Here is a 26,597-nt window from a genome sequence, read left to right as displayed (position 1 = left end):
CTCCTCGATTTGCTCAGTGCCGTAGCCCGGATGAGCGCGCAAGCGCGATATCCGGGAGCGGACGTCCCGGGTGTCGCTTCGCTCACCCGGGCTACGTGTGCCTAACTCAGTGATTATCCCGCGCCACGCCAAACGCGCCGGCGACGTTCTGGTAGCGGGTGGCGAGCTCCATGCAGGCGCCGGTCGACTGCTGGCCGACGGTGTTGCGGTAGATCTCCTGCCACGGCGTCTGGTTCGGCGGATGCTTGAAGCCGCCATTGGCCTTGAGCTCGGCGTGGCGCTTCTTCAGTTCCTCGTCCGAGATCAGGATGTTGGCGCTGCCCTTGTTGAGGTCGATGCGCACCTTGTCGCCGGTCTTGAGGATCGCGAGGCCGCCATTGGCCGCGGCTTCGGGCGAGGCGTTGAGGATCGAGGGCGAGCCCGAGGTGCCCGACTGGCGGCCGTCGCCGATGCAGGGCAGGGAGTGGATGCCGCGCTTGATCAGGGCCGCCGGCGGCTGCATGTTCACGACCTCGGCGCCGCCGGGATAGCCGATCGGCCCGGTGCCGCGGATGAACAGCACGCAGCGCTCGTCGATATCGAGCGCGGGATCGTCGATCCGCGCGTGATAATCCTCCGGACCCTCGAACACGATGGCGCGGCCTTCGAAGGCGTTGAGGTCCTTGGGGTTGCTGAGATAGCGGTCGCGGAATTCCTTGGAGATCACGCTGGTCTTCATGATCGCGGAATCGAACAGATTGCCCTTCAGCACCAGGAAGCCGGCATCCTTCACCAGCGGCTTGTCGTAGGCCCAGATCACGTCGTTGTCGGGGACCGGCGCGTTCTTGCAGTTCTCGCCGATGCCGCGGCCGTTGACGGTGACGGCGTCCTCATGGATGCGCTTGTGCTTCATCAATTCGCGCACCACGGCCGGCACGCCGCCGGCGCGGTGGAATTCCTCGCCGAGATAGAAGCCGGCCGGCTGCATGTTGACCAGCAGCGGCACGTCGTGGCCGACCTTCTGCCAGTCGTCGATCGAGAGCTCGACGCCGATGTGGCGGGCGAGCGCGTTGATGTGGATCGGCGCATTGGTCGAGCCGCCGATCGCCGAATTGATCACGATGCAGTTCTCGAACGCCTTGCGGGTCAGGATGTCCGAGGGCTTGAGATCCTCCCAGACCATCTCGACGATGCGTTTTCCGGTCTCGTAGGCGATCTGGCCGCGCTCGCGATAGGGGGCGGGAATCGCCGCACAGCCCGGCAGCGAGAAGCCGAGCGCTTCGGCAAGGCCGTTCATGGTCGAGGCGGTGCCCATGGTGTTGCAATGGCCGACCGAGGGCGCCGAGGACGCCACGATCTCCATGAACTCTTCATAGTCGATCTCGCCGGCGGCGAGCCGCTCGCGCGACTTCCAGACGATGGTGCCGGAGCCGGTGCGCTCGCCGGCATGCCAGCCGTTCAGCATCGGGCCGCCCGACAGCACGATCGCGGGCAGGTTCACGGTCGCAGCCGCCATCATGCAGGCCGGCGTGGTCTTGTCGCAGCCGGTGGTCAGCACCACGCCGTCGAGCGGATAGCCGTAGAGGATTTCGACGAGGCCGAGATAGGCGAGGTTACGGTCGAGCGCGGCGGTCGGGCGCTTGCCGGTCTCCTGGATCGGATGGGTCGGGAATTCCATCGCAATGCCGCCGGCCTCGCGGATGCCTTCGCGGACGCGGTGGGCGAGCTCGATATGGTGGCGGTTGCAAGGGGAGAGGTCGTTGCCGGTCTGGGCGATGCCGATGATCGGCTTGCCGGACTGCAACTCGGCGCGGGTGAGGCCGTAGTTCAAATAGCGCTCCATATAGAGCGCAGTCATGCCCGGATTGTGCGGGTTGTTGAACCATTCCTGCGAGCGAAGGTGGCGGCGGGCGCCGTTACCGGCGGGCGCCTGCCCATTGGTTGGCTTTTTTGTCATTGGGTTCTCCTGCAATGCAAACGCACTGGCGTCGGTCTTGGGGTGTCGGCTTGTGCGATGCCCAGCGGCGCGAGCGATGATTTGCCTTCCCGCTGGCGGGGCGTTTCCTCACAAATCCGATACTAGTCATGGCTACTTGGTAACGCTACCATTTTGTTCGCCGTGCCCGCACCCGATGCGGTCGGCCTGCTGTCCGAACGCCGCGCCGACGAGCTTTGCCGCTCGATCACCTTAAAGCCGAGATCGAGCACCGGCTGCTCCGGGCGCCGTCCGTCGATCGCCTCGATCAGCATGGTGGCGGCCGTCTTGCCCATCTCGTAGCGGTTGGTGCGCACGCTGGTGAGGGTGGGGACGGCGGAGGCCATGAATTCGAGGTCGTTGAAGCCGACGATGGCGATCTGCTCGGGGACTGCGATCTCCCGGCGCCGGCATTCGAACAGCACGCCGAGCGCGAGGTCGTCGTTGGCGCAGAACACCGCATCGAGGTCGGGCTCGCGTGCCAGGAGGTCGGTGAACAGGGCGCCGCCGAGCGTCACGGACGTCGGTGTGGCGGTCGTGACGACGAGGCGCTGCTCGAACAGGGAGGCGTCTTTCATGGCCGAGGCATATCCGTCCAGCCGCCGCTGCACCCGCGGGTCCATGCGCGCGCCGACGAATCCGATCTTGCGGTGACCTTGCGCGAACAGGTGGGCAATCGCCGCGCGCGCTGCCTCATAGTGGGAAAAGCCGATCATCATGTCGACCGGATTGGGCCCGATCTCCATGATCTGCACGATCGGGCAGTCGGCCGCCTCCAGCATCGCGTGCGATTCCGCGGTCTGGTCGATGCCGGTGACGATCAGCCCGGCCGGCTTCTGCGCAAGAAACAGGCGCAGCAGCTTCTCCTCCTGGAGGATGCTGTAGCGGGTGTTGGACAGCTGGATCGAGTAACGGCTGCCTTCGGAGGCGTCATAGATGCCGCGCAGCACGTCGGAAAACACGTTGTTGGTCAGTGACGGAATCAAGACGCCGATCACCTCGGTGCGTTGCGAGGCGAGCGCCCGTGCCGCCAGGTTCGGCACATAGCCGAGCTCCTTGGCCGCGCTCTCGACCCGCGTCCGCTTGGCGACCGAGAGCGCCTCGGGATTACGGAAGAAGCGGGACGCCGTGATCGGGCTGACGCCGGCAAGCTCGGCGACTTCCGCCAGCCGGATTTTGCCTGACTTGGTGCGTTTTCGACCCATTGCTGCTCTTAACACAGTCATTGTCGCAAACAAAGGAACGTTGACAGCGCTACCAGCAGCGACTAACCAAAGACAAATTGCCAAAACCGCACAAACTGCCGACAATGTCGCCTGGTAAGACCGGGCTTCGTTCGGTGAAGTTCAGAAAAAACAAGACGGTCGCGGCGCGAGGCGCCGTGGACCTTCGAGGAGGGAGCTAGATGTCGTCTGTGCAAATCCGCGACGTGCGGAAATCGTTCGGCAATTTTGAAGTCCTGCACGGCGTCTCGATCCCGATCGAGGACGGCCAGTTCGTCGTTCTGGTTGGCCCCTCCGGCTGCGGCAAGTCGACGCTTCTGCGCATGCTCGCAGGCCTCGAGAACATCACCTCCGGCACGATCTCGATCGGCGACCGCGTCGTCAACAATGTCCAGCCCAAGGAGCGGGACATTGCGATGGTGTTCCAGAACTACGCGCTCTATCCGCATATGACCGTCGGCGAGAACATGGGCTTCTCGCTGAAGCTGCGGAACGCGAGCTCCGACGAGATCAACAAGCGCGTCAAGCGCGCCGCCGAAATCCTCGCGCTGTCGCCGCTGCTCGAGCGCTATCCGCGCCAGCTCTCCGGCGGCCAGCGCCAGCGCGTCGCCATGGGCCGCGCCATCGTGCGCGATCCGCAGGTCTTCCTGTTCGACGAGCCCTTGTCGAACCTCGACGCCAAGCTGCGCGTCGCCATGCGCACCGAGATCAAGGAGCTGCACCAGCGGCTCAAGACCACGACCGTCTACGTCACCCACGACCAGATCGAGGCCATGACCATGGCCGACAAGATCGTCGTTATGCATGACGGCATCGTCGAGCAGATGGGCACGCCACTCGAACTCTACGACAAGCCCGAAAACCAGTTCGTCGCCGGCTTCATCGGCTCGCCGGCCATGAACTTCCTGAAGGGGCATGTGCGCGTCAACGGCGCTGCGACCTTCGAAGGGCCGAACGGCGTCAAGCTGCCGCTCAGGAACGCGCCGGCGGGGTCCGACGGCCGTCCCGTGGTCTTTGGTGTCCGGCCCGAGCATTTCACCATCGCCGACGACGGCGCGGAGGCCGAGATCGTCGTGGTCGAGCCGACCGGCTCGGAAACCCAGGTGTTCGCAAAGCTCGGCGGCGAGCAGGTCGTCGCCGTCTTCCGCGAGCGTCACCAGTTCAACCCGGGCGACAAGGTCCGGCTGAGGCCCGATCCATCGGTGGTTCACTTGTTCGACGAGGCGACGGGCAAGCGCCTCAACGCGTAGCGCAAGACGTAAGACAAGAAAAAAGCATCACAGGGAGGACGACATGCAAGACTTTACCCGCCGGGCTCTGCTTCAAGGCGGAACGGCGCTGGCTGCCACCGGCGCACTGACCGGGCCGGCACTGTTCGACTTCGCAAGGGCTTGGGCGGCGGACGCGCCGTGGAAGGCGGAGTCCGGCGCCAAGCTGACCGTGATGCGCTGGAAGCGCTTCGTGCCGCAGGAGGACGATGCTTTCAACGCAACGGTGGCGGCCTTCAAGGCGGCCACCGGCACCGAGATGAACGTGTTCAGCGAGTCCTTCGAAGACGTGCAGCCCAAGGCATCGGTCGCCGCGAACACCGGCTCGGGCCTGGACATGGCCTGGGGTCTCCACACGCTGCCACAGCTCTTCCCGACAAAGGTTCTGTTGATGAACGACGTCGCGGATTATCTTGGCAAGAAGTATGGCGGGTGGACCGACGCCGCCGCCAAGACCTGCAAGAAGGGCGATGACTGGCTCGGCATCCCCGTCGCGACCGTCGGCGGTTACATGACGTACCGGAAGTCGGCTACCGACAAGGCGGGCTTCAAGGAGTTTCCGAAGGACTTTCCCAGCTTCCTCGAGATGTGCAAGGCGCTGAAGGCGAACAACACGCCGGCCGGCTTCGCGCTCGGACACGCCAGCGGCGACGCCAACGCCTGGCTGCACTGGATCCTCTGGGGGCACAACGCCTGGACCGTCGACAAGGACGACAAGGTCATCATCAATTCGCCGGAGACGGCGAAGGCGCTGGAATACTGCAAGGCGCTGTCGGAAACCTTCATCCCCGGCGTCGCATCGTGGAACGATTCGTCAAACAACAAGGCGTTCCTGGCCGGTGAACTCTATTGCACCTCGAACGGCATCTCGATCTATGTCGCTGCAAAGGACGATTCGACCAAGAAGGATCTGGCGGAGGATACCTATCACGCGTTGTGGCCTGTCGGCCCCATCGGCAAGCCGACCGAGTTGCAGCTCACGGTTCCAATCCTGACGTTCAACTTCACGAAATATCCGAACGCCGCGAAGGCGTTTACCGCCTTCATGCTGGAGAAGGAGAACTTTGAGAAGTGGCTTTCCGGCGCCCGCGGCTATCTCACACACACCCTCAACGCCTACGATTCCGCACCGGTCTGGACGGCCGATCCGAAGAATGCGGTGTTCGGCCAGGCCAGTAAGCGCGCGCTGCCGGCCTCGGGCATCGGCACGCCTGGCGAGAAGGCGGCGACCGCGATCGCCGATTTCATCGTGGTCGACATGTTCGCGAACTACTGCACCGGCTCCAAGGACCTCAAGGGTTCAATGACGGAGGCCGAACGGCAGTTGAAGCGCATCTATCGCTAAAGTCGCGGGGCGGGCGGTTTCGGCCGCCCGCTTATTCACACCGATCAGGGATGTCGGGCATGGCTGATATCGCAGTTGCTCCCCGGGCCAAGCCTCAGTTCCGCGAAGCGAGCGCCTGGGACCAGCTCAAGCACAACCGCAACTGGCTCGGCTTCTGGTTCATGCTGCCGGCCTTGGCGTTTCTGATCTTTTTCCTGGCGTATCCGCTGGGCTTGGGCATCTGGCTGTCCTTCACCGACACCCGCATCGGCCGGGTCGGCCAGTTCATCGGCACCGAGAACTATGAGTGGCTGTGGGACGACTCCATCTTCTGGCTGTCGGTGTTCAACACGCTGCTCTACACCTCCGTCGCCAGTGCCATCAAATTCGCGATCGGGCTTTATCTCGCACTGCTGCTGAACGAGAACATGCCGTTCAAGGCGATGCTGCGCGCGATGGTCCTGATCCCCTTCATCGTGCCGACGGTGCTCTCGGCGCTGGCGTTCTGGTGGATCTTCGATTCGCAGTTCTCGATCATCTCGTGGTCGCTGAAGCACCTCGGCCTGATCAGCCAGAACATCAATTTCCTGGGCGATACGACCTGGGCGCGGATCTGCGTGATTTTCGCCAATATCTGGCGCGGCGTGCCTTTCGTCGCGATCACGCTGCTCGCAGGGCTCCAGACTGTGTCCCCGTCGCTCTATGAAGCCGCGACCCTCGATGGCGCTTCCAGCTGGCAGAGATTCCGCTACATCACCTATCCGCTGCTCACCCCGATCATCGCGGTCGTGATGACCTTCTCGGTGCTGTTCACCTTCACCGATTTCCAGTTGATCTGGGCGATGACGCGTGGCGGTCCGGTCAATGCGACCCATCTGATGGCGACCTTGTCGTATCAGCGCGCGATCATCGCGGGACAGTTGGGGGAGGGTGCTGCAATCTCCAGCGCCATGATTCCCTTCTTGCTCGCGGCCATCATGATCTCCTGGTTCGGCTTGCAGCGCCGCAAGTGGCAGCAGGGAGAGAGCAATGACTGACCTGCCCACCAGATCCATCGATCTCAGGAAGGTACTGTCGGGCTCGGCGCCGACGGCCGATCACAGTGAGGGCATGAGCTATCTGCAGTCGGTGCCGCGCCGGATCGTGACGCTCTATTTGCCGCTCGCGATCATCGTCGTCATCCTGCTGTTTCCGTTCTACTGGATGGCTTTGACCTCGGTGAAGCCGGACGAGCAGTTGCTCGACATGGAGACCTACAGCCCGTTCTGGACCTGGAGCCCGACCTTCAAGCACTTCCACAAGTTGCTGTTCGAGAGCTACTACCCGCACTGGCTTTGGAACACGATGTATGTCGCTATCTGCGCCACGGTGCTCTCGATCATCGCATCGGTACTCGCGGCCTATGCCATCGTGCGGTTGCGCTACAAGGGCGCCAACCTCGTCGGCGGGCTGATCTTCCTCGCCTACCTCGTGCCGCCCTCGATCCTGTTCATCCCGCTCGCCACCGTCGTGTTCCAGTACGGCCTGTTCGACTCGCCGATGGCGCTGATCCTGACCTATCCGACCATCCTGATCCCGTTCTCGACCTGGCTGTTGATGGGCTATTTCAAGACCATCCCGTTCGAGCTTGAGGAGTGCGCATTGATCGACGGCGCGAGCCGCTGGCAGATCCTGATCAAGATCGTGCTGCCGCTCGCAATCCCCGGCCTGATCTCGGCCTTCATCTTCTGCTTCACCCTGTGCTGGAACGAGTTCATCTACGCACTGACCTTCCTGCAGTCGACCAGCAACAAGACGGTGCCGGTCGCGATCGTCAACGAGTTCGTGGATGGTGACATCTACCGCTGGGGTTCGCTGATGGCGGGGGCGCTGGCCGGCTCGCTGCCGCTCGTCATCCTTTACGCCTTCTTCGTGGAGCATTATGTGTCGGCGATGACCGGCGCCGTGAAGGAATGATCGCGGGGCTTGCCGAGGGCGCGTCAGGAGCGGCGCGTTCCGGCCAATAAGAAGGAGTTAAGCTCTTGCACATTCTGGTTCTGGGCGCCGCCGGCATGGTCGGCCGCAAATTCTGTGAACGGCTGTTGCGCGACGGCCGGCTCGGCAAGAGCGAGATCACCAAGCTGACCATGCACGACGTGGTCGAGCCCAAGAAGCCGGAGAAGGCCGGTTTTCCGGTCGAGACGGTGTCGGGCGATTTCGCCGTGCCGGGCGCAGCCGAAAAGCTGATCGCCGGACGTCCGGACGCGATCTTCCATCTCGCCGCGATCGTCTCGGGCGAGGCCGAACTCGATTTCGACAAGGGCTACCGCATCAATCTCGACGGCACGCGAATGCTGCTCGACGCCGTCCGCCTCGTCGGCGGCGGCTACAAGCCGCGCGTGGTGTTCACGTCCTCGATCGCGGTGTTCGGTGCCCCGTTCCCGGACGCGATCGGCGACGAGTTCTTCCACACGCCGCTGCTCAGCTACGGCACCCAGAAGGCGATCGGCGAGCTCCTGCTGGCCGACTATTCCCGCCGCGGCTTCCTCGACGGCATCGGCATCCGCCTGCCGACCATCTGCATCCGGCCCGGCCTGCCCAACAAGGCGGCATCGGGCTTCTTCTCCAACATCCTGCGAGAGCCGCTGGCCGGCAAGGAAGCGGTCCTCCCGGTGTCCGAGGACGTCCGCCACTGGCACGCCACGCCGCGTTCGGCCGTCGGCTTCCTGCTGCATGCCGGCACCATGGACCTCGCCACCGTCGGCCCGCGCCGTAACCTGACCATGCCGGGCTTGTCGGCAACCGTCGGCGAGCAGATTGCCGCCTTGAAGCGCGTTGCCGGCGAAAAGGTCGCCGCCCGCATCAAGCGGGAGCCCGATCCCTTCATCGTCGGCATCGTCGGCGGCTGGCCGCGCAATTTCAACGCCAAGCGGTCGCTCGAGCTCGGCTTCACCACCGCCGAGAAGAGTTTCGACGATATCATCCGCATTCACATCGAAGACGAACTCGGCGGCAATTTCGTCGCCTGACGCAATCGATGAACAGCGTGGATCTGGTGATGGCGAGCGTTGCTTGCATCGGCGAATGCATGGTCGAGCTCCGGCAGGCCCAAGGAGGACACTCCGCGGGACAATCTGCCGGACAGTCCGCCGGGCAGGGCGGTGGTCTCTACTCGCGCGGCTTCGGCGGTGATACCCTCAACACCGCGGTCTATCTGGCGCGGCTCGAGGTCAAGGTCGACTACCTCACCGCGCTCGGCGACGATGCCTTGAGCGACGAGATGATCGCGGCCTGGACCGCGGAGGGCGTCGGCACGAGGCGCGTCGTGCGGTTGCCGGGCAAGCTGCCCGGCCTCTACATGATCCAGACCGACGCGAAGGGCGAGCGCCAGTTCTTCCACTGGCGCGACAGTGCGGCCGCGCGCCAGCTGATGAGCCTGCCGGAGACGGACGAGCTGCTCAACTCGCTGATGAGCTACGACATCGTCTACCTCTCCGCGATCACGCTCTCGATCTACGACGCCCCCGGCCGCGAGCGCCTGTTCGCGGCGATCAAGCGCGCCCGCCTGCTCGGCACCCGCTTCGTGTTCGACACCAATTTTCGCGCGCGGGGATGGCCCGATCGCGATGTCGCCCGCGAGGCGTTTGCCACGGCGTTCGCGACCGCCGACATCGTGCTGACCTCGACCGAGGATCTCCTCGCGCTCTATCCCGGCGAGAGCCACGACCAGCTGATGGCGCGGATTCCTTCGCCCGAACTGGTGTTCCGGCTCGCCGAGCCCGTCAGCCTGCTGCGCTTCCCCGGCGGGACCAGCGAGGTCCGTGCCGAACCAATGACCAAGCCCGTCGTTGACACCACGGCCGCCGGCGACAGCTTTGCCGCGGCCTATATTGCGGCGCGGCTCGCCGGTTCCGAGCCGGTCGAGGCGGCGCAGGCCGGCCATCGCCTCGCCAGCCTCGTGATCTGCTATCCCGGCGCCATCATTCCGGGCTATGCCATGCCGCCAAAGAGGCGGCACCGGCCGGCGACCACGCGTCAAGCGACCAAGTGAAACGAAAGCCAAGATGACCACGACTGCCCAACAGAACCACCTCGTCGCGCTGTTCAAGGCCGCGACCGTCATTCCCGTCCTCACCATCGAGCGTATCCAGGATGCCGTGCCGTTGGCGCAAGCGCTGGTCGCCGGCGGCATCCGCACTTTGGAGGTGACCCTGCGCACCTCCGTTGCGATCGAAGCAGCGAGGGCGATCATGGCCGAGGTGCCCGAGGCGGTCGTCGGCATCGGCACGATTCTCAATCCGGCGGACTTCACCCGTGTCGAGAAGCTCGGCGTCGCGTTCGGCATCAGCCCGGGCCTGACCCCCGATCTCCTCAAGGCGGCGGCCCATAGCTCCTTGCCGTTTGCGCCGGGCATTGCCACGGCGTCCGAACTGATGATGGCGCTGTCCTACGGCCTCGACGTCGCAAAATTCTTCCCGGCCGAGCAGGCCGGCGGCATCAAGGGCCTGCGCGCGCTTGGCGGGCCGTTCCCGGGCGTACGGTTCTGCCCGACCGGCGGGGTCGGCGAGGCCAATGCCGCGACCTGGCTGGCCGAGCCCAATGTGGTGGCGGTCGGCGGCTCCTGGCTGTGCCCGACGGCGGAGATCAGGGCGGGGAACTGGGCCGGCATAACTGCCATCTGCCAGCGTACCCTCAAGGCCCTGAAAGGCGCGTGAAGTCTTGCCTTCCCTGGGCTAAGACTTAGCTCAGGGAAGAGATTCCAGGGAGAAAAGACCATGACCGCCAGCATCGTCGGATGGGCGCATACGCCGTTCGGCAAGTTCGACACCGAAACCGTGGAAAGCCTCGTGGTGCGGGTCGCCAACGAGGCGCTGGCGGACGCCGGCATTTCGGCCGGGGATGTCGACGAGATCGTGCTGGGCCATTTCAACGCCGGCTTCTCGCCGCAGGACTTTACCGCCTCGCTGGTGCTCCAGGCCGACCCGAAGCTGCGCTTCAAGCCGGCCACCCGCGTCGAGAACGCCTGCGCCACGGGCTCTGCCGCCGTGCACCAGGGCCTGCGCGCGATTGCCGCAGGCGCCGCCAAAATCGTGCTGGTCGTCGGCGTCGAGCAGATGACGCGGACGCCGGGGCCGGAGATCGGCAAGAACCTGCTCAAGGCGTCCTATCTGCCGGAGGACGGCGACACCGTCGGCGGCTTTGCCGGCGTGTTCGGCAAGATCGCCAGCTCCTACTTCCAGAAATACGGCGACCAGTCCGATGCGCTGGCGCTGATCGCGGCCAAGAACCACAAGAACGGCGTCGCCAATCCCTTCGCCCAGATGCGCAAGGATTTTGGCTTCGAGTTCTGCCGCGCCGAGAGCGAGAAGAACCCTTACGTCGCCGGCCCCCTGAAGCGTACCGACTGCTCGCTGGTCTCCGACGGCGCCGCGGCGCTGGTCCTGGCCGATGCCGAGACCGCCAAGGGCATGAGCAAGTCGATCGGCTTCCGCGCCACCGCGCATGCCCAGGACTTCCTGCCGATGTCCAAGCGCGACATCCTCCAGTTCGAAGGCTGCACGGTCGCCTGGCAGCGGGCGCTGGAGCAGGCAGGTGTCACGCTTTCCGATCTCTCCTTCGTCGAGACCCATGACTGCTTCACCGTCGCCGAACTGATCGAATATGAAGCGATGGGCCTGACGCCGAAGGGGCAGGGCGCCCGCGCCATCAAGGAGGGCTGGACCCTCAAGGACGGCAAGCTGCCGGTCAATCCGTCCGGCGGCCTGAAGGCCAAGGGCCATCCGATCGGCGCCACCGGCGTTTCCATGCATGTGATGACCGCGATGCAGCTCGCAGGGCAAGCGCCCGAGGGCATGCAGCTCAAAAATGCAAAACTCGGCGGCATCTTCAACATGGGCGGTGCGGCGGTCGCCAACTACGTCTCCGTGCTGGAGCCGCTGAAGTAAGTTCGTCTTGTCAGGTGGGCAAAGGCGCGAAAGCGCCGTGTCCACCTTCTTTGCGCTAGATCATGGTGGGCTGATCTGGTCTCCTTAATGCTCTTGATTGATTTGCAGGGAATGCATCATGGGCAATGATTACGAAGACTCGCTGTCGATGGACGCACTCAACGATCGCATCGCGATCCTCGAGGACAATATCAGGCAGCTCATCGAGCAGGCCGCGGCCGCTTCCGGCGAGCAGAACGAGTCGCGTATCGCCGACCGGATCAGCCAGCAGAACGAAGAGCTCGACCGGCTCCTGAAGATCCGCGAATCCCGCGAGAAGAAATAGCGGCGGCGTCGCCATGCATGCGGCCATACGCCGGCCGCCCTTGCGCGCGCGACACCGCTGCCGTTAGCTGGACCGAAATCGCGGGCCGCGCTTTGCGCCCGCGCAATCGGGAGCGAACGAATGGGGCCGCTGAAGGGCATCAAGGTCGTCGATATGACCACCGTGCTGATGGGGCCCTACGCGACCCAGATGCTCTGGCGACTACGGTGCCGACGTGATCAAGGTGGAGTCGCTGGACGGCGACGTCACCCGCCTGATCGGCCCGATGCGCCACGCCGGCATGGGCCCGGTGTTTCTCAACACCAACCGCAGCAAGCGTTCGATCTGCCTCGATCTGAAGAAGCCTTCGGGGCGCGATGCCGTGCTGCGGCTGCTGAGGGATGCCGACGTTCTCGTCTACAACGTCCGCCCGCAGGCGATGGCGCGACTTCAGCTCGGCTATGACGTCGTCTCCGCGGTCAATCCGCGCCTCGTCTATGCCGGTGTGTTCGGCTTCGGCCAGGACGGGCCCTATGCCGCCAAGCCCGCTTATGACGATCTGATCCAGGGCGCCACCGCGCTCCCCGCCTTGATGGCGCAGACCGGTGACGGCACCCCGCGCTATGTGCCGAACGCGCTGGTTGACCGCATCGTCGGCCTCACCGCCGTCGGCGCGATCTGCGCCAGCCTCGTGCACCGCGACCGCACCGGGCGCGGCCAGCGCGTCGACATCCCGATGTTCGAGACCATGGCCGGCTTCGTCATGGGCGACCACATGGGCGGGCTCACCTACGAGCCGCCGCTCGACAAGGGCGGCTATGCCCGCCACCTTTCGCGCGACCGCAGGCCCTACAAGACCTCGGACGGCTATCTCAGCGTCATCGTCTACAACGACAAGCAGTGGGAAAACTTCTTCAAGGCCACGGGCCGTGACGATCTGCGCGCCGACCCCAAATTCGCGACCTTCGCCGGCCGCGCCGGTAATATCGACGTCGTCTATGCCGAGCTCGCCCGCATCTTCGAGACGCGCACGACGGCCGAATGGATCGACCTGCTGACCAGGGCCGACGTGCCGGTCATGCCGATGCACGACCTCGCGTCGATGCTGCACGACGAGCATCTGGAGGCGACCAATTTCTTCCCGGTCGTGAACCATCCGACCGAAGGACCGATCCGCAGCATGAAGGTGACGGCGAGCTGGTCGGAGACCGAGGCCGAGCCTATCAGGCTTGCGCCACGTCTCAACGAGCACGGCGCGGAGATACTGAGGGAGATCGGCTATTCCGCGGACGAGATCGCCGCCATGGTGCGCGATGGCGTGACGCGTGCAGCGCCGGAATAGGGGAGGAAGCGATGGCGCAAACTCTCTCGTCCGTCATTCCGGGGCGCGACGAAGTCGCGAGCCCGGAATCCATAACCACCATCGGGAGTATGGATTCTCAGGTGCGCAATTGCGCACCGGGGCTCGCGCCTAAAAAGGGCGCGCCTCGGAATGACGAGGAGGAGAGAGCATGAGCCTCATCACCGGCGTCGGCCTCACGCCGTACGGCAAGCACGAAGGCTCATCCTCGCTCGACCTGATGAGCAGGGCCGCGCAAGCCGCGCTGGACGATGCCGGGCTCAAGCGCTCGGACATCGACGGCATCCTCTGCGGCTACTCCACCGTGTCGCCGCACATCATGCTGGCGACCGTCTTCGCCGAGCATTTCGGCATCCGCCCGAGCTACGCCCACGCCGTGCAGGTCGGCGGCGCCACCGGGCTGGCGATGACGATGCTTGCCCATCACCTCGTCGAAGCAGGCGTCGCGCGCAACGTGCTCGTCGTCGCCGGCGAGAACCGCCTCACCGGACAGAGTCGCGATGCCTCGATCCAGGCGCTGGCGCAGGTCGGCCATCCCGATTACGAGGTGCCGCTCGGCCCGACCATTCCCGCCTATTACGGCCTCGTTGCCAGCAGGTATATGCACGAATATGGCGTGACCGAAGAGGACCTTGCTGAATTCGCGGTGCTGATGCGCGCCCACGCCTGCACCCATCCCGGCGCGCAATTCCGCGAGCCCATCACGGTCGCCGACGTCATGGACTCGAAGCCGGTCGCGATGCCGTTGAAACTGTTCGATTGCTGCCCGGTGTCGGACGGCGGCGCGGCCTTCGTCATCAGCCGCGAGCGGACGGGCGAGGCCGGTGTGCGCATCCGCGGCTGCGCCCAGGCCCACACCCATCAGCATGTCACGGCCGCACCCGGCTTAAGTGAGCTCGGCGCCGAGATCTCGGTCGCGCGCGCCAGGCAGGCCACCGGCCTTGCGATGTCCGACGTGCGCTATGCCGCGATCTACGACAGTTTTACGATCACTCTCGCGATGCTGCTGGAAGACCTCGGCCTCGCCGGCCGCGGTGAGGCGGCTGGGCGCGTGCGATCAGGCCATTTCGGCCGCGATGGTGCGATGCCGCTCAACACCCATGGCGGCCTGCTCAGCTACGGCCATTGCGGCGTCGGCGGCGCGATGGCGCATCTGGTCGAGGCGCATTTGCAGATGACGGGGCGGGCGGCGAATCGCCAGGTGCGCGACGCCTCGATCGCGCTCTTGCACGGCGATGGCGGCGTGCTGTCGTCCCATGTCAGCATGTTCCTGGAGCGGGTGCGATGAGTGAGCGTCTAGCCGACTGGACCAAGGGCGAAGAGGCCATCACCTACCAGACCTGCACGTCATGCGGTCATGTGCAGTATTTCCATCGCGCCTTCTGCGCGGCCTGCGGTGCGTCCGGCCCGTCCGAGCAGCGCGCCAGCGGCAAGGGCAGGGTCTATGCGACCTCGCTGGTCTGCCGCGCGGCGACGCCCGAGACGCGCGCGCACGTGCCCTACAACATCCTGCTGGTCGATTGCGCCGAGGGTTTTCGCATGATGGCCCATGGCGAGAACGACCTCGCCATCGGCGACGAGGTCGATGCGGGCTTCAAGCCGTTCGCCGGGAAGCTCGTGCCGTTCTTCACCAGGAGCAAGTAGCGGGATTTCGTCATTCGGGGGCGGTCCGAAAGACCGAGCCTGGAACGGGTATTCTGAGCCTGGCCTGTGCGAGAGCCACCCCGGAACGACGAAAACTCTGACAACGCTTACAACTCTTACTAGCGCCCGTAGAACAAGATGCTGGCGATGACGAGCATCGCCGTCACCGCCAGCATATGCGCGAGCGCTCCCGAGGCCGCCCCCTTGGTGGCTTCCTTCATGCCTTTTCTCCCTAGACTTGGGCGTGACTCATCGCTGTGCGCGCTGCACAGCCGACGGTCCTGTTTTTTTACTCGGAACACCCCACTTCGAGTATCCGCTGCAATGTGTCCCCACGCGGCGAATATCGACTGTGCCAGGGTCGATCAGCAATGCGGCGGCATTTTGACTCGATAATGTTGCTCCTGAGGTCACGCGCGCATACAGTTTCGGGGAACTTTCGCCGGCAACGACAATGAGCATCAAAGGCTCCGGAAAAAATCATCAGGAAAATCATGGCCCGCATCGATTACAGCGACCCGTCCAAGGCGTCCGATCGCACCCGCGAAATCCTCGACAAGAACCGCCACGCCAATATCTTCCGGATGATGTCGCATTCGCCGAGCTATTTTGAGCAGTACTGCCGCCTCGGCGGGGCCATCCGCCACAAGGGCGAGCTCGATCCGGTCGTGCGCGAGCTCGCGATCACCCGCACCGGCATCTTGTGTGAGGCGCCCTATGAGATCGTTGCCCACAAGCGCATCGGCAAGAATGTCGGCGTCACCGACGAGCAGAACGAGGCGCTGGAGAACTGGCAGGGCGCGAGCTGCTTCGATGAGGTGCAGCGCGCCGCGCTCGCCTTCACCGACGAGATCGTGAAATTGAACAAGCCGACGGACGCGACCTTCAAGGCGATCGCATCGAAGCTGACGCCGGCCGCGCTGGTCGAGCTCCAGCTTTCGGTCGGCTTCTACATCATGACGTCGAAATTCCTGGAGACGTTCGAGATCGATCTTCAGCCGGTCACGGAAGTGGTGGGCTGATTCAAAACCGCGGCGAGGGATGCCGATGACGATCGATGAATATGCGGCCTGGGCCGCAAGCGTTGCGAAAGTCGACGAGCATCCGTCGAACGAGCGGCTGTCCTATCTCGGGCTCGGCCTCGCCGGTGAAGCGGGCGAGGTCGCCGATCACATCAAGAAGCTGCTGCGCGATGACTGGCTCGATCAGGCGGGCCTCGTCGATGAGCTTGGCGACGTCATCTACTACTGGGCCTGCCTGTGCGCGGCGACCGGCCAGAAGCCATCCGAATTGCTGAAAGCAAGCGCGGCCAAGATCAATCGGCGACTGAGCGAGGCGGCGAGCCGCTAAGTCCGGTATGGGCGGGAGGCCCGGATCACCTCTCTCCGGCGGGGTGTGCGCTGGGAGGCACCAGCAGTCTCCACAGCGTCATGGCCGGGCTGGTCCCGGCCATCCACGCCTTGCCACGCAGCAAAGAACGTGGATGCCCGGGACAAGCCCGGGCATGACGACCTCTTGTGAACGTTCAAATGCGATTACCCCGGCCGGGAGAGGTGAAGCGCGCCGGCTCTTACGTCGACGTCAGGATGTCCACCTTGGCATTGGCGACGATCAGGCGGTCGGCGAGCAGCTGCGCCAGGTTGCGCATGATGCGCTCGGAGGCCCGCGGATGCTGCTCGCGGAACCGCTCGAAATCCTTCAGCGGGGCTTCGAAGGCCGTCGCCGCCATGTCCGCGAACACGTCGGCGGAACGGGTCTGCTCCAGCAGTGCCATCTCGCCGAACGCCATGCCGGCGGTCAGCGTCGCCAGCCGCACGCCGTCGGGCAGCGTGACATGCACCGCGCCGCTGCGCAGGAAGAACAGGGCGTCGGCGGGATCGCCGGTGGTGAGGATCTTTGCGCCGGACTGATAGGTCCTGATGGTGCAGATCGCGCCGAGCTCCGCCAGTTCGTCGGCGCGGAGTCCTTCGAGCAGCGGCTGCTCGGAAAGCTCGGTGGTCTCGTGAAAGTCGATCGAGCCGCCATAGCGGTAGACGATCTGGTCTTCCGCCCATTCGATCGCGGTGTCGAGCAGGTAGAAGTCGCGGACGTTCTTCAGCTCCGCGGTCCATTCCCGCAGGCTGTTCCACTCCTTCGAGGCACGCCTGACGCCCGACAGCACCACCGTGACGTTCAGCGCGGCGAGTTCCTCGAAAGCCTCGGCCACGAGCCGCGCGCCGGCGCGCGTGGTGGAGGTGACGCGGTGCAGGTCGAAGATCACGAATTGCGGCCGTGGCCGCCCCGCGAGCCGCCGCGACACGTAGTCGACCGCCGATAGCGACAGCGTGCCGACCAGCTCGATGATCCGCACCTCCTGCTCGTGCGCCGCCAGAATCTCGCGCTCCTGCGCACGGCGGACGCGGCGGGACGGGCTCTTGCCGATGTCGTAGTCGGCGATGACGGCGTTGCGCGCGTCGTCGCTGCGGTTGAGCATGTGCAGGTCGTAATGCGAGGACAGCGCCTCGCAGACCTTGATGCCGCGCACGCTGTTGCCGTGCTTGTCGAGCTTCGGCGAATAGCTGCCGAGCCCGAGACGCGCGGGCAGGGCGGCCAGAATGCCGCCGCCGACGCCGCTCTTGGCGGGGATGCCGATGCGGTAGATCCATTCGCCGGCATAGTCGTACATGCCCGAGGACGTCATCACCGACAGCGTGCGCGAGATCGCGTAAGCGCTCATCACCTGCTCGCCGGTCACCGGATTGATGCCGCGATTGGCGAGCGTTGCCGCCATCACCGCGATGTCGCGCGCCGTGACCAGCACCGCGCATTGCCGGAAATAGACGTCCAGCACGGCGGCGACGTTGTCCGAGATCACCGCATTGGTCTTCAGGAGATAGCCGATGGCGCGGTTGCGGTCGCCGGTCTGGCTTTCCGAGGTGTAGACGGCCTCGTCCACGGCGAGATCGCGTCCGGCAAAGCGGCTGAGCGCAAGGCGGATCTGCTCGAAGGCCTCCGCGCCCTTGCTGTCGTAGATCAATCCGGTGCAGGCGATCGCGCCGGCATTGACCATCGGGTTGAACGGGTGATTGTCGGAGTTGAGCCGGATCGAGTTGAAGGGATCGCCCGACGGCTCGACGCCGATCGCGCTCTCGACACGGCCGGCGCCCAAGAGATCCAGCGCCAGCGCGAACACGAACGGCTTCGACATCGACTGGATGGTGAAGGGCACCCGGCTGTCGCCGACCTCGTAGACATGGCCGTCGAGCGCGGCGAGGCTGATGCCAAAATAGGCAGGGTTGGCCTTGCTCAGCTCGGGAATGTAGTCGGCAACGGCGCCGGAGGTTTCGGCGGAGAATTCGTTGAGGCAGGTGTCGAGAAACCGCAGCAAGGGCGGCTTCGAGCGGGTCCAGGCGGAGGCGGGCGGCGGTGTCATCGCCTCCTTGTGCAACGCAATCAGGGCACGCGCAACCCGTCCGGCACCGGCCCCTGCCGTCGGATCAACAGCAGCGCGATCAAGACCGTTGGCGCGAGGATCGCAAGGCCCAGCATGGTGACCTGCATCTGCGACAGCGGCATGATCCCGCCGCCGGGAGTCGCCACCACGAAGCCGCCGATCACCAGCAGCACGCGGATCGGCCATTCCAGCACGCCGGCGCCGCGGAGGTCGCCGACGAAGGGCTGATAGCCCTGGATGCCGCCGCAGATGAACAGCGTGCCGAACGCGGCCAGCGCCATCAGGCCGAGACCGGCGAGATAGGGGCTCGGCCCTTGCAGCACCAGCGCCGGATTGAGCACGAAGAAGAACGGGATGAAATAGATGATGCTGCCGACCCACATCGATTCCCAGCCCGTCTTCATCGCCGGCGAGCCGGCGATGCCGGCGGCGGCGAAGGAGGCGATCGCGACCGGTGGCGTGATCGACGACAGCATGCCCCAGTAGAAGATGAACATGTGCACCGCCATCCTGTTGAGCCCGAGCTTCTCCAGCGCGGGCGCGACCAGGATGGCGAGGAAGATGTAGCAGGCCGTCGTCGTCAGCCCGAGGCCGAGAATGAGGCTGGTGAGGGCGCACATGCCGAGCAGCAGGAAGGGATTGTCGCCGGCAATATGCAGGAGGTCGTTGGCGAGGCTCGACACCACGCCGGTCATCGAGAATGCGCCGATCAGCAGGCCACAGCCGGCGAGGATGCCGACCAGCTCGACGAAGGTGCGTCCGTTGACCTCCAGGAATTTGCCGATCGTGCCGAGCGTCCAGCGCGTGTCCTTGGAGAAGAACTGGTTGAGCACGAGCAGCAGCGCGGTGGCGTAGAACGGCGCGTGGCTCTCGCGCTTGAAGTAGAGCAGCATCACGATCAGGAGCGCGATGACGAAGACGTAGTACCAGCCGTCCTTGATCGTATCCATGATCCGCGGCAGCTCGGCGCGCGGAATGCCCTTCAGCTTGTGGCGCGCCGCATAGGCGTCGACCTGCATGAACAGGCCGATGTAGTAGAGCGCGGCCGGAATGATCGCGGCGATCGCGACGTCGGCGTAGCTGACATTGAGGAACTGCGCGATCACGAAGGCGGTCGCGCCCATCACCGGCGGCGCCAGCACCGCGCCCGTGGAGGCGCAGGCCTCGATCGCGCCGGCATAGGAGGCGCGAAAGCCGCTCTTCTTCATGACGGGGATGGTCATGGTGCCGGCGGTGAGCACGTTGGAGATGATCGAGCCCGACATCATGCCGAGCAGGCCGCTGGCAAAGATGCAGACCTTCGCCGCGCCGCCGCGGAACGTGCCGCACAGCGCGAAGGCGAGGTTGATGAAGAACTTTCCGGCCCCCGTCATCATCAGCGCGGTGCCGAACACGAGGAAGCCGATCACGGTGTCGGCGAAGGCCTGGATGGGAATGCCGAGCAGGCTCTCGCCCGACAGCACGTGATAGGCGGTGGCCTGCTCCAGCGTCGATTGCGTGCCGCGGAACGGGCCTAACCAGCCGGATTCGGCGAACAGCGGATAGACGGTGAAGGGAAGCACGCTCAAGAGCAGGCTCCAGCCGCCGGTGCGGCGTAGCGCCTCCATCAGCATCACCCACATCACGAGGCCTGCGGCGATCACAGTGTTCGGCGCGCCGCCGAATTCCCACCCGGCCTCCGCCGCCTTGCGCACGTTCGACATCAGGAGCAGCGCGGCTGCGAACGTCACGACGAAGAAGACGAGGTCATACCAGGGAATGCGGTCGAGCGGCGCGCGCTCGGTCCCCGGGAAGATCAGGAAGGTGAAGGGCAGCATCAAGGCGATCAGGAGATAGAAATACTCCGTGTTGAGCTGGGTGTAGCCGATGAAGAATCGCAGCGAGAACTGCTGGTTGATGCAGAGCAGGATGGTCGCCGCGGTCGCGGCCACCAGCGTCCAGCGCCAGGCGCCGTGCAGCGCGCGGACGCGCGTCACCTCCGCCTCCTGCATGTTGGCGGCGGCGCCGTGCGGATCGTCGAACACGACCCGCTTGGCCTCGTCCTCGAGGCCGGTGGAGATTGAAGAAGACATGATCGACCCCGCGTGGGCTGCTAATCGCCAACTACGGCGAATGACTGTTGGTTGAATCGAATGCGGCCGCGGGTTCGCTTAACCTCTCCCGCTTGCGGGAGAGGGAGCGCATCTCCGGCGTGGCAATGATCGAGCCCGATCTCACCACGTTCTAGTCCTCGAATCCGTTCGGCATGTCGGCCTTCGCAAGCGCCGCCGCGCGGGCCTTCATCCAGCCGTCGAGGAATGCCTTGTCGTCCGCAGGCGGATTGGACTTGCCGTACTCCGTCCACGCTGCGCCAAGCACTTCCTGGCGCTTGATCAGCTTGTTGTTGTGCGCGTCCTGCGCGTCGCTCCATTGCCCGGCCTCCTTCAGCGCCTTCACCGCGCCGGGATGCACCGGCACCACCCAGTTCTTGGTCTGGCGGTCGGCGGCGAGACCGCCGGCGCCGGGCGCGGAGTCCTTGTAGGCGTCGTAATTCACGATCATCGCCCTGGTGATGGCGTAGGCCTGGTCGGCCGGTTGCGCGGCGTAGGTCACGAAGATCGGGTAGGGGTAGTTGCCGAGCTCGATCGGCTTGTCCGGCGAGATGCCGGCGCCGCAGGTCGCAAGTTGCGGGAAGAAGAACGAGCCGACCTTCTGCATCCGCGCCCATCCCTCCTTGTCCTTGGCCGGCAGCGGCGGCCAGATCAGGCCACGCGGCGAGGTCTCGGCTTCCTTGGCGGGGCCGGTGATGGTGGTGCCGAAGGCGGCGTCGGTGTCGTTGTTGATCAGGCCCTTCCACATCGCGCCGTAGCTGGCGAACTCGACGACCTTGACGTCCTTCTGCGTCAGCCCGGCGAAGGCGAGCACCGCGAGCGAATTCTGGTTCAGCGCCGGCGAGCCGACCACGAAGCCGACGCGCTTGCCCTTGAGGTCCTTCAGCTCCTTCACCCCGGTGTCGGCGGCGACGGCGAGCGAGCCGCAATTGCAGTCGACGCTCGACAGCAGGATCTGCAGCGGCTGCGGGCCCCATTCCCTGGCTCCGAACTCGAACACGCCTTCCTGCGCGAAGTAGGTGCCCGATCCCATCGCCGCGGACGCCGCGCGCTTGGCGCGCAGCGGCGCAAGCCGCGCGACGTCGTTGCCTGCGGGGAGCACGCGCACGTCGGTGCCGTATTTGTCCTTCATCATCTTGCCGACGCCGACCGCGATGTTGAAGCCGGCGGTGCCGGTGTCATAGGCGGTGAACGTCAAGGTCGCCGGCAGCTTGATGTCTTCGGCGAACGAATAGCGTGTAGACGCAAAAGAAATGCCCGCAACCAAGGCAGGTGCGAGCACGAGCAGCCCACGAAGCATGTTTCCCTCCAATGATCATCGCGTTTGCCGCGAAGATTTTCTTTCTTTGTTTGAAACAGATTTTGTTTGAAACAGATCATGTCACCGCGATCAAGCGATGGCAACGCCGTACCGCCAACGCAGGAATGAGGCTGACAGATTGTCGCGGAAGCTACGGATAAAGCGCTCAACTCGCGACGATCGCGATCGCCTGTCCCTCGGCGACGATGTCGTCGAGCTTCACCAGAAGCGATGTGATCGTGCCGCTCGCGGGCGAAGGCACGGGTATCTCCATCTTCATCGCCTCGACCACCACAACGTCGTCGCCATCCGCGACGGTTCCTCCAACTTGCACGGGAGTTGCGCAGACGCGTCCCGCGACTTCAGTGACGATCTTAATTTCTGGCATGCCATCGCCTTTTTGTTGTGGTCGCAAAATGCCTGAGGTAGCTTCTTCTGCAAGCGGAATTTAATTCCGCACAGCGGAACAACTGGTAGGGATCATGGGACGACGTTCGGAGCGGTTGAGTAGGCAAGGTGCGCTCGCTGGCGAAGCCGGTGAGGGTGATGTCATCCAGGTGGTGTCGCGCGCGTTCGACGTGTTGCGATGCTTCGAGGGCCACGAGGCCCGGCTCGGCAATCTCGAGATTTCAAATCGCTGCGGCCTGCCGCGCTCGACCGTGTCGCGGCTCACGCACACGCTGACGCGGATGGGCCAGCTCGTCTATCTGCCGCGCGATCAGAAATATCGCATCGGTCCGAGCGCGGTGGCGATGAGCGCCTCGATGATGAAGGGCGCGCAGCTGCGCAGCATGATCCGCCAGCGGCTCCAGGAAGTCGCCGAGCAACTGCCGGGTACGGTCGGCTTCGTCGTCCCCGATCGCTTCCATCTCGTCTATCTCCAGTTCGCGCGCTCGGCGACCGCGCTTGGCCTGCATGAAGGCACCGGCAGCCGCATCTCGATGGCCTCGACCGCGGCAGGCGCGGCCTACACCGCGGCATTGGCGCCCGAGGTCGGCGATGCCTTCATTGCGGACATGGAGCGCGAAGCTCCCGAGGCGGCCAAGATCCTGAAGCCCCGCATCGAAGCCAACCGTCAGTCGCTGCGCGAGCGCGGCTATGTCGTGGCCTGCGGTCTGTGGAGCCCGCACATCAACGGTCTCGCGGTGCCGATCTGGTCGCCGCAGTACCAGACCTTCGTCGTCATCACGATCGGCCTTCTGTCCGCGATGTATGACGAGCAGCGGCTGCATGCCGAAGTCGCGCCGCTGATGCTCGCGCTCGGCCGCTCGCTCGGCAGCCTGATCGAGGGCGCAGAAGGCGATGTCTTCAACAACCGTATCCCGCGTAAACCGGTCGCAATGGCCGTGCACAACAATAACAAGCCGATCAATTCGGAGGGAGTGAATGAACTGGAAGCCGGAACTCGACGAGCTCGCCCGGCGCGAAGCCTTCGCGCGGGAGATGGGCGGCGTTGACAAGGTCAAGCGACAGCATGACCAGGGCCGGCTGACTGTTCGGGAACGCATCGACAAGCTGATCGACAAAGGCAGCTTTCACGAGATCGGTGCCGTCTCCGGCATCGGTGAGTACGATTCCAGCGGCGAGCTGCAGAAATTGACGCCGGCGAACTGCGTGTTCGGCCGCGCGCGCGTCGACGGCCGCACCGTGGTCGTGGTCGGCGACGACTTTACCGTGCGCGGCGGCTCGGCGGATGCCTCGATCTCGGCCAAGCCCTTGATGGCGGAGGAGATGGCGCACGACTTCCGTCTGCCCATCGTCCGCATCATCGAAGGCTCCGGCGGCGGCGGCTCGGTCAAGACCATCGAGACCAAGGGCGCGGCGAACCTGCCCGGCGGCATCGGCGGCACGCGCTGGTATCGCTTCACGACGGAAAACCTGTCGCGCGTACCCGTGATCGCGCTCGGCCTCGGCTCGGTTGCGGGCCTTGGGGCCGCGCGCCTCGCCGCCAGCCACTATTCCATCATGACCCGGAAGTCGGCGATGTTCGTCGCGGGGCCGCCGGTGGTGAAGGCGCTGGGGCAGGACCTCTCGAAGGAGGAGCTCGGCGGCGCCGACATCCAGACCCGCGCCGGTGCGGTCGATCATGCCGTCGACACCGAGGAAGAGGCCTTCGCCTGCGCGCGGCGTTTCCTGTCCTATCTGCCGTCGTCGGTCTACGAGCTGCCGCCGACCTTGCCCTGCACCGACAATCCCGAGCGCACCGAGGAAGCGCTGATGAACGCGGTGCCGCGCAACCGCAAGCAGGTCTACAAGATGCGGCCGATCATCGAGCAGGTCGTCGACAAGGGCTCGTTCTTCGAGGTCGCCGCCAATTTCGGCAAGCCGATCATCGTTGGCCTCGCCCGGCTCGAGGGCAGGGCGGTGATGCTGCTGGCCAGCGACAGTTTTCACTATGGCGGGTCCTGGACGGCGGATGCGTGCCAGAAGGTGGTACGCTGGGTCGATTTCGCCGAGACCTTCCATCTGCCCATCGTCTATCTCATGGACTGCCCCGGCTTCATGATCGGCCTCGACGCCGAGAAGGCGGCGACCATCCGCCACGGCGTCCGCGCAATGGCCGCGGTCAACCAGACCACCGTGCCCTGGTGCACGGTGATCCTGCGCAACGCCTTTGGTGTGGCCGGCGTGGTGCATCAGCCGGCCGACCGCTTCTCGGTCCGCTATGCCTGGCCGTCGGCCTATTGGGGCTCGCTCCCGCTCGAAGGCGGCATCGAAGCCGCCTACCGCGCCGACATCGATGCGGCCGAGGACAAGGCGGCCAAGCTGAAGGAGATCGAGGAGCGGCTGAACAAGCTGCGCTCGCCGTTCCGCTCGGCCGAGAAGTTCTGGGTCGAGGAGATCATCGATCCCCGGAGGACGAGATCGTTGCTCTGCGAGTTTGCAAGGCTGGCCGAGCCGCTGCGAAAAGCGGGACCGCCGGAGAACATGACGATCAGGCCGTAGCGGCCGGGTGCGTCGCGAAGGCGGGGGCATCCGAAAACCCCGAACGGCCCTTTTGCCAAGGGTGGGACCAAGGGTGGGACGGAGTCCCGCCGCTTGCGACCCTGTCCGGGAGACTGGGCGCGGCTGTGCCGGCCAGCGCCGGTCTTGAGGCCGGGACAGGCTCAGCGGGTACCTGTAACTGTTTACCCGCCGGACTCTGCGATCGCGTTTAACCGACGTTAATGATGCCTTCTCAATATGATACATCCACCCTGTTGCAGCCCATGTTGTGGATTGCTCGTAAGTCTTGATTAAGGGAGCCCTCCGCATATTCCGCCCCTGACGGTGAGTGCCGGGATCGAAACCCGGCAGTCTTTTCCGTCGATTTCAGGGGAAGGGCCGCTGCCGTAGCGACGGCAGCCAGGATGAAACTCATGCTCCGCCGCGCAATGCTTCGTTTCGCGAGAGACCGGAAGGCCAACGTCGCCATCATCTTCGCGCTCACGATGATTCCCATCATCTTTCTGCTGGGCATGGCGCTCGACTATACGCTGGCCCTGCGCAAGCGGGAGCAATTGAACGCGGCTGCCGACGCGGCCGCGATCGCGGCCGTGAGGCCGGCGATGCTGACGCAGAGCGACAAGACCGTCGTCCAGGCCACCGCCGCAGCCGTCTTCGCAGCGAAGGCCAATCTTCCCGGACTGTCGACGACCCCGACACCGACGGTCACTGTCGTCGATTCCGGCCTCGCGCGAACCATCACGGTTGCCTACACCGCGCAGTCCATCAACAATTTCCCCGGCGTTCTCGGCAAGACGACCTGGCAGGTCAGCGGTTCCGCGACGGCGAAGGCGTCGAGCGCACCCAACATGAATTTCTATCTGCTGATGGACGACTCGCCGTCCATGGGAATCGGCGCGACCACGACCGACATCAGCAATCTCATCAAGTACACCGCCCCCGCGTACCAGTCGGCAGTGGGCTCGCAGAACTGCGGCTTCGCCTGTCATGAAACCAATATCGCTCACGACGGCGGGACCAAGGATAACCTCGCGATCGCGCGACAAAGAAATATCACCTTGCGGATCGATCTCGTGACGAGTGCCGTCAACCAGTTGCTGAATAGCTGGTCGAACTGCCCGCAGTCGGGCGTTTCGGGCGGCGTCATGCAGTGCATGTCGGCGTTGAACAACACCACCTACAAAGCGGCGCTCTATACGTTCGATTTGGGTTTGAACGCACTGGCCACGCTGACCACCCCGACCAGCGCCGGAACCCAGGTTTCCAACATCGCGCTGATGCCGGTCGCCTACCAGAACTGCGTCGTTGTGACGACCAACTGTAAGACCGACAATGGCACAGATATCGCCGGCGCGCTTAAAAGCCTCAACGACATCATGCCCACTCCCGGGCTTGGCAGCAACTCGTCGGGAGATACGCCACAGGAGGTGATCTTCCTTGTTAGCGACGGCGTCGAGGACAAGATCGTCTCGGGCGCTTCGACTTGCCCCAACGCGAGCCTCGCCTCCAACAATCGATGCCAGCAGCCGCTCGACACGACGATCTGCACGACCATCAAGAACCGGGGCATTAAGATCGCTGTCCTCTACACGGAATACTTGCAACTTAAGACCCCCAATATCCCGGTCACGAACAACTGGTACATGAGCTGGGTGGACCCGTACAACGAGCCTACTTCCTTGACCGGCACCATCGCACAAAACCTGCAATCATGCGCCTCGCCTGGCTTCTATGCCTCCGTTCAAACCGGTGGCGACATTTCTACAGCGCTGACGAACCTCTTCATCAAGGTTGCGTCAAGCACTGCCAGCCTCGTGCAGTAGAGAA

Annotated in this window: 22 protein-coding genes and 1 pseudogene; 17 read left to right on the top strand and 6 right to left on the bottom strand. The window is 64.6% G+C overall.

The window, feature by feature from the left end; translation table 11 throughout:
- Positions 1-106: 106 nt before the first annotated feature.
- On the bottom strand, positions 107-1,936 hold the full coding sequence (locus tag XI09_RS43805; protein ID WP_271572495.1) for an IlvD/Edd family dehydratase: 1,830 nt from the start codon (positions 1,934-1,936) through the stop codon (positions 107-109).
- Between the two features lie 122 nt (positions 1,937-2,058).
- Positions 2,059-3,159, bottom strand: coding sequence for a LacI family DNA-binding transcriptional regulator (locus XI09_RS43800; protein WP_271572494.1), 1,101 nt, complete (start codon positions 3,157-3,159; stop codon positions 2,059-2,061).
- A 200-nt stretch (positions 3,160-3,359) separates the two neighbouring features.
- Here XI09_RS43800 and XI09_RS43795 point away from each other — a divergent pair, with 200 nt between their 5' ends.
- The 14 genes and pseudogenes from XI09_RS43795 (at position 3,360) to XI09_RS43730 (ending at position 16,351) form a co-directional block, all read left to right on the top strand.
- On the top strand, positions 3,360-4,427 hold the full coding sequence (locus XI09_RS43795) for an ABC transporter ATP-binding protein (protein ID WP_092183118.1): 1,068 nt from the start codon (positions 3,360-3,362) through the stop codon (positions 4,425-4,427).
- A 43-nt stretch (positions 4,428-4,470) separates the two neighbouring features.
- Positions 4,471-5,790, top strand: coding sequence for an ABC transporter substrate-binding protein (locus tag XI09_RS43790; protein WP_271572493.1), 1,320 nt, complete (start codon positions 4,471-4,473; stop codon positions 5,788-5,790).
- Between the two features lie 59 nt (positions 5,791-5,849).
- Positions 5,850-6,806, top strand: coding sequence for a carbohydrate ABC transporter permease (locus XI09_RS43785; RefSeq protein ID WP_271572492.1), 957 nt, complete (start codon positions 5,850-5,852; stop codon positions 6,804-6,806).
- Complete coding sequence (locus XI09_RS43780) at positions 6,799-7,725, top strand: carbohydrate ABC transporter permease (protein ID WP_271572491.1); 927 nt, start codon at positions 6,799-6,801, stop codon at positions 7,723-7,725. The genes XI09_RS43785 and XI09_RS43780 overlap by 8 nt, the downstream gene beginning before the upstream one ends.
- A 65-nt stretch (positions 7,726-7,790) precedes the next feature.
- Complete coding sequence (gene denD / locus XI09_RS43775) at positions 7,791-8,777, top strand: D-erythronate dehydrogenase (RefSeq protein ID WP_271572490.1); 987 nt, start codon at positions 7,791-7,793, stop codon at positions 8,775-8,777.
- Between the two features lie 29 nt (positions 8,778-8,806).
- On the top strand, positions 8,807-9,799 hold the full coding sequence (locus XI09_RS43770) for a sugar kinase (protein WP_271572800.1): 993 nt from the start codon (positions 8,807-8,809) through the stop codon (positions 9,797-9,799).
- 13 nt (positions 9,800-9,812) lie between these two features.
- Positions 9,813-10,463 carry a bifunctional 4-hydroxy-2-oxoglutarate aldolase/2-dehydro-3-deoxy-phosphogluconate aldolase gene (eda, locus tag XI09_RS43765; protein WP_271572489.1) on the top strand — a complete coding sequence of 217 codons (651 nt, stop codon included), beginning with the start codon at positions 9,813-9,815 and terminating at the stop codon, positions 10,461-10,463.
- A gap of 60 nt (positions 10,464-10,523) precedes the next feature.
- The gene (locus tag XI09_RS43760; protein WP_271572488.1) at positions 10,524-11,693 is read left to right on the top strand and encodes an acetyl-CoA acetyltransferase; all 1,170 of its coding nucleotides are present in this window, start codon (positions 10,524-10,526) and stop codon (positions 11,691-11,693) included.
- A gap of 118 nt (positions 11,694-11,811) precedes the next feature.
- Complete coding sequence (locus tag XI09_RS43755; protein WP_271572487.1) at positions 11,812-12,018, top strand: hypothetical protein; 207 nt, start codon at positions 11,812-11,814, stop codon at positions 12,016-12,018.
- Between the two features lie 120 nt (positions 12,019-12,138).
- Positions 12,139-13,339, top strand: a pseudogene (locus tag XI09_RS43750) (CaiB/BaiF CoA transferase family protein).
- Positions 13,340-13,508: 169 nt separating this feature from the next.
- Positions 13,509-14,645 carry a thiolase family protein gene (locus tag XI09_RS43745; RefSeq protein ID WP_271572486.1) on the top strand — a complete coding sequence of 379 codons (1,137 nt, stop codon included), beginning with the start codon at positions 13,509-13,511 and terminating at the stop codon, positions 14,643-14,645.
- A complete protein-coding gene (locus XI09_RS43740) occupies positions 14,642-15,001 on the top strand; it encodes a Zn-ribbon domain-containing OB-fold protein (RefSeq protein WP_271572485.1) in 360 nt (119 codons plus the stop codon). Before XI09_RS43745 ends, XI09_RS43740 begins: the two co-directional genes overlap by 4 nt.
- A 494-nt stretch (positions 15,002-15,495) precedes the next feature.
- On the top strand, positions 15,496-16,023 hold the full coding sequence (locus tag XI09_RS43735; protein ID WP_271572484.1) for a carboxymuconolactone decarboxylase family protein: 528 nt from the start codon (positions 15,496-15,498) through the stop codon (positions 16,021-16,023).
- A 25-nt stretch (positions 16,024-16,048) separates the two neighbouring features.
- On the top strand, positions 16,049-16,351 hold the full coding sequence (locus XI09_RS43730) for a nucleoside triphosphate pyrophosphohydrolase family protein (protein WP_271572483.1): 303 nt from the start codon (positions 16,049-16,051) through the stop codon (positions 16,349-16,351).
- Positions 16,352-16,571: 220 nt separating this feature from the next.
- Here XI09_RS43730 and glsA read toward each other — a convergent pair whose 3' ends face one another.
- From glsA to XI09_RS43710, 4 genes are all read right to left on the bottom strand, one after another.
- The gene (glsA, locus tag XI09_RS43725) at positions 16,572-18,413 is read right to left on the bottom strand and encodes a glutaminase A (protein WP_271572482.1); all 1,842 of its coding nucleotides are present in this window, start codon (positions 18,411-18,413) and stop codon (positions 16,572-16,574) included.
- A gap of 20 nt (positions 18,414-18,433) precedes the next feature.
- Positions 18,434-20,506, bottom strand: coding sequence for a TRAP transporter permease (locus XI09_RS43720; protein ID WP_271572481.1), 2,073 nt, complete (start codon positions 20,504-20,506; stop codon positions 18,434-18,436).
- Positions 20,507-20,657: 151 nt separating this feature from the next.
- Complete coding sequence (locus tag XI09_RS43715) at positions 20,658-21,824, bottom strand: TAXI family TRAP transporter solute-binding subunit (protein ID WP_271572480.1); 1,167 nt, start codon at positions 21,822-21,824, stop codon at positions 20,658-20,660.
- Positions 21,825-21,990: 166 nt separating this feature from the next.
- A complete protein-coding gene (locus XI09_RS43710) occupies positions 21,991-22,212 on the bottom strand; it encodes an acetyl-CoA carboxylase biotin carboxyl carrier protein subunit (protein ID WP_027543130.1) in 222 nt (73 codons plus the stop codon).
- Between the two features lie 94 nt (positions 22,213-22,306).
- Between XI09_RS43710 and XI09_RS43705 the strand changes: the two genes are divergently transcribed.
- From XI09_RS43705 to XI09_RS43695, 3 genes are all read left to right on the top strand, one after another.
- Positions 22,307-23,281, top strand: coding sequence for an IclR family transcriptional regulator (locus XI09_RS43705; RefSeq protein WP_177234045.1), 975 nt, complete (start codon positions 22,307-22,309; stop codon positions 23,279-23,281).
- Positions 23,211-24,770 (top strand): acyl-CoA carboxylase subunit beta, encoded by a 1,560-nt coding sequence (locus XI09_RS43700; RefSeq protein WP_271572479.1) that lies wholly within the window; start codon positions 23,211-23,213, stop codon positions 24,768-24,770. Before XI09_RS43705 ends, XI09_RS43700 begins: the two co-directional genes overlap by 71 nt.
- Positions 24,771-25,183: 413 nt before the next feature.
- Positions 25,184-26,593 carry a TadE/TadG family type IV pilus assembly protein gene (locus XI09_RS43695; protein WP_271572799.1) on the top strand — a complete coding sequence of 470 codons (1,410 nt, stop codon included), beginning with the start codon at positions 25,184-25,186 and terminating at the stop codon, positions 26,591-26,593.
- The last annotated feature ends 4 nt before the right edge of the window (positions 26,594-26,597 follow it).

The sequence above is a fragment of the Bradyrhizobium sp. CCBAU 11386 genome, from assembly GCF_028128955.1.
Lineage (GTDB): Bacteria > Pseudomonadota > Alphaproteobacteria > Rhizobiales > Xanthobacteraceae > Bradyrhizobium.
The sequence above is the reverse complement of the archived record's forward strand: the minus strand, read 5'-3'. Positions and strand labels throughout refer to the sequence as shown.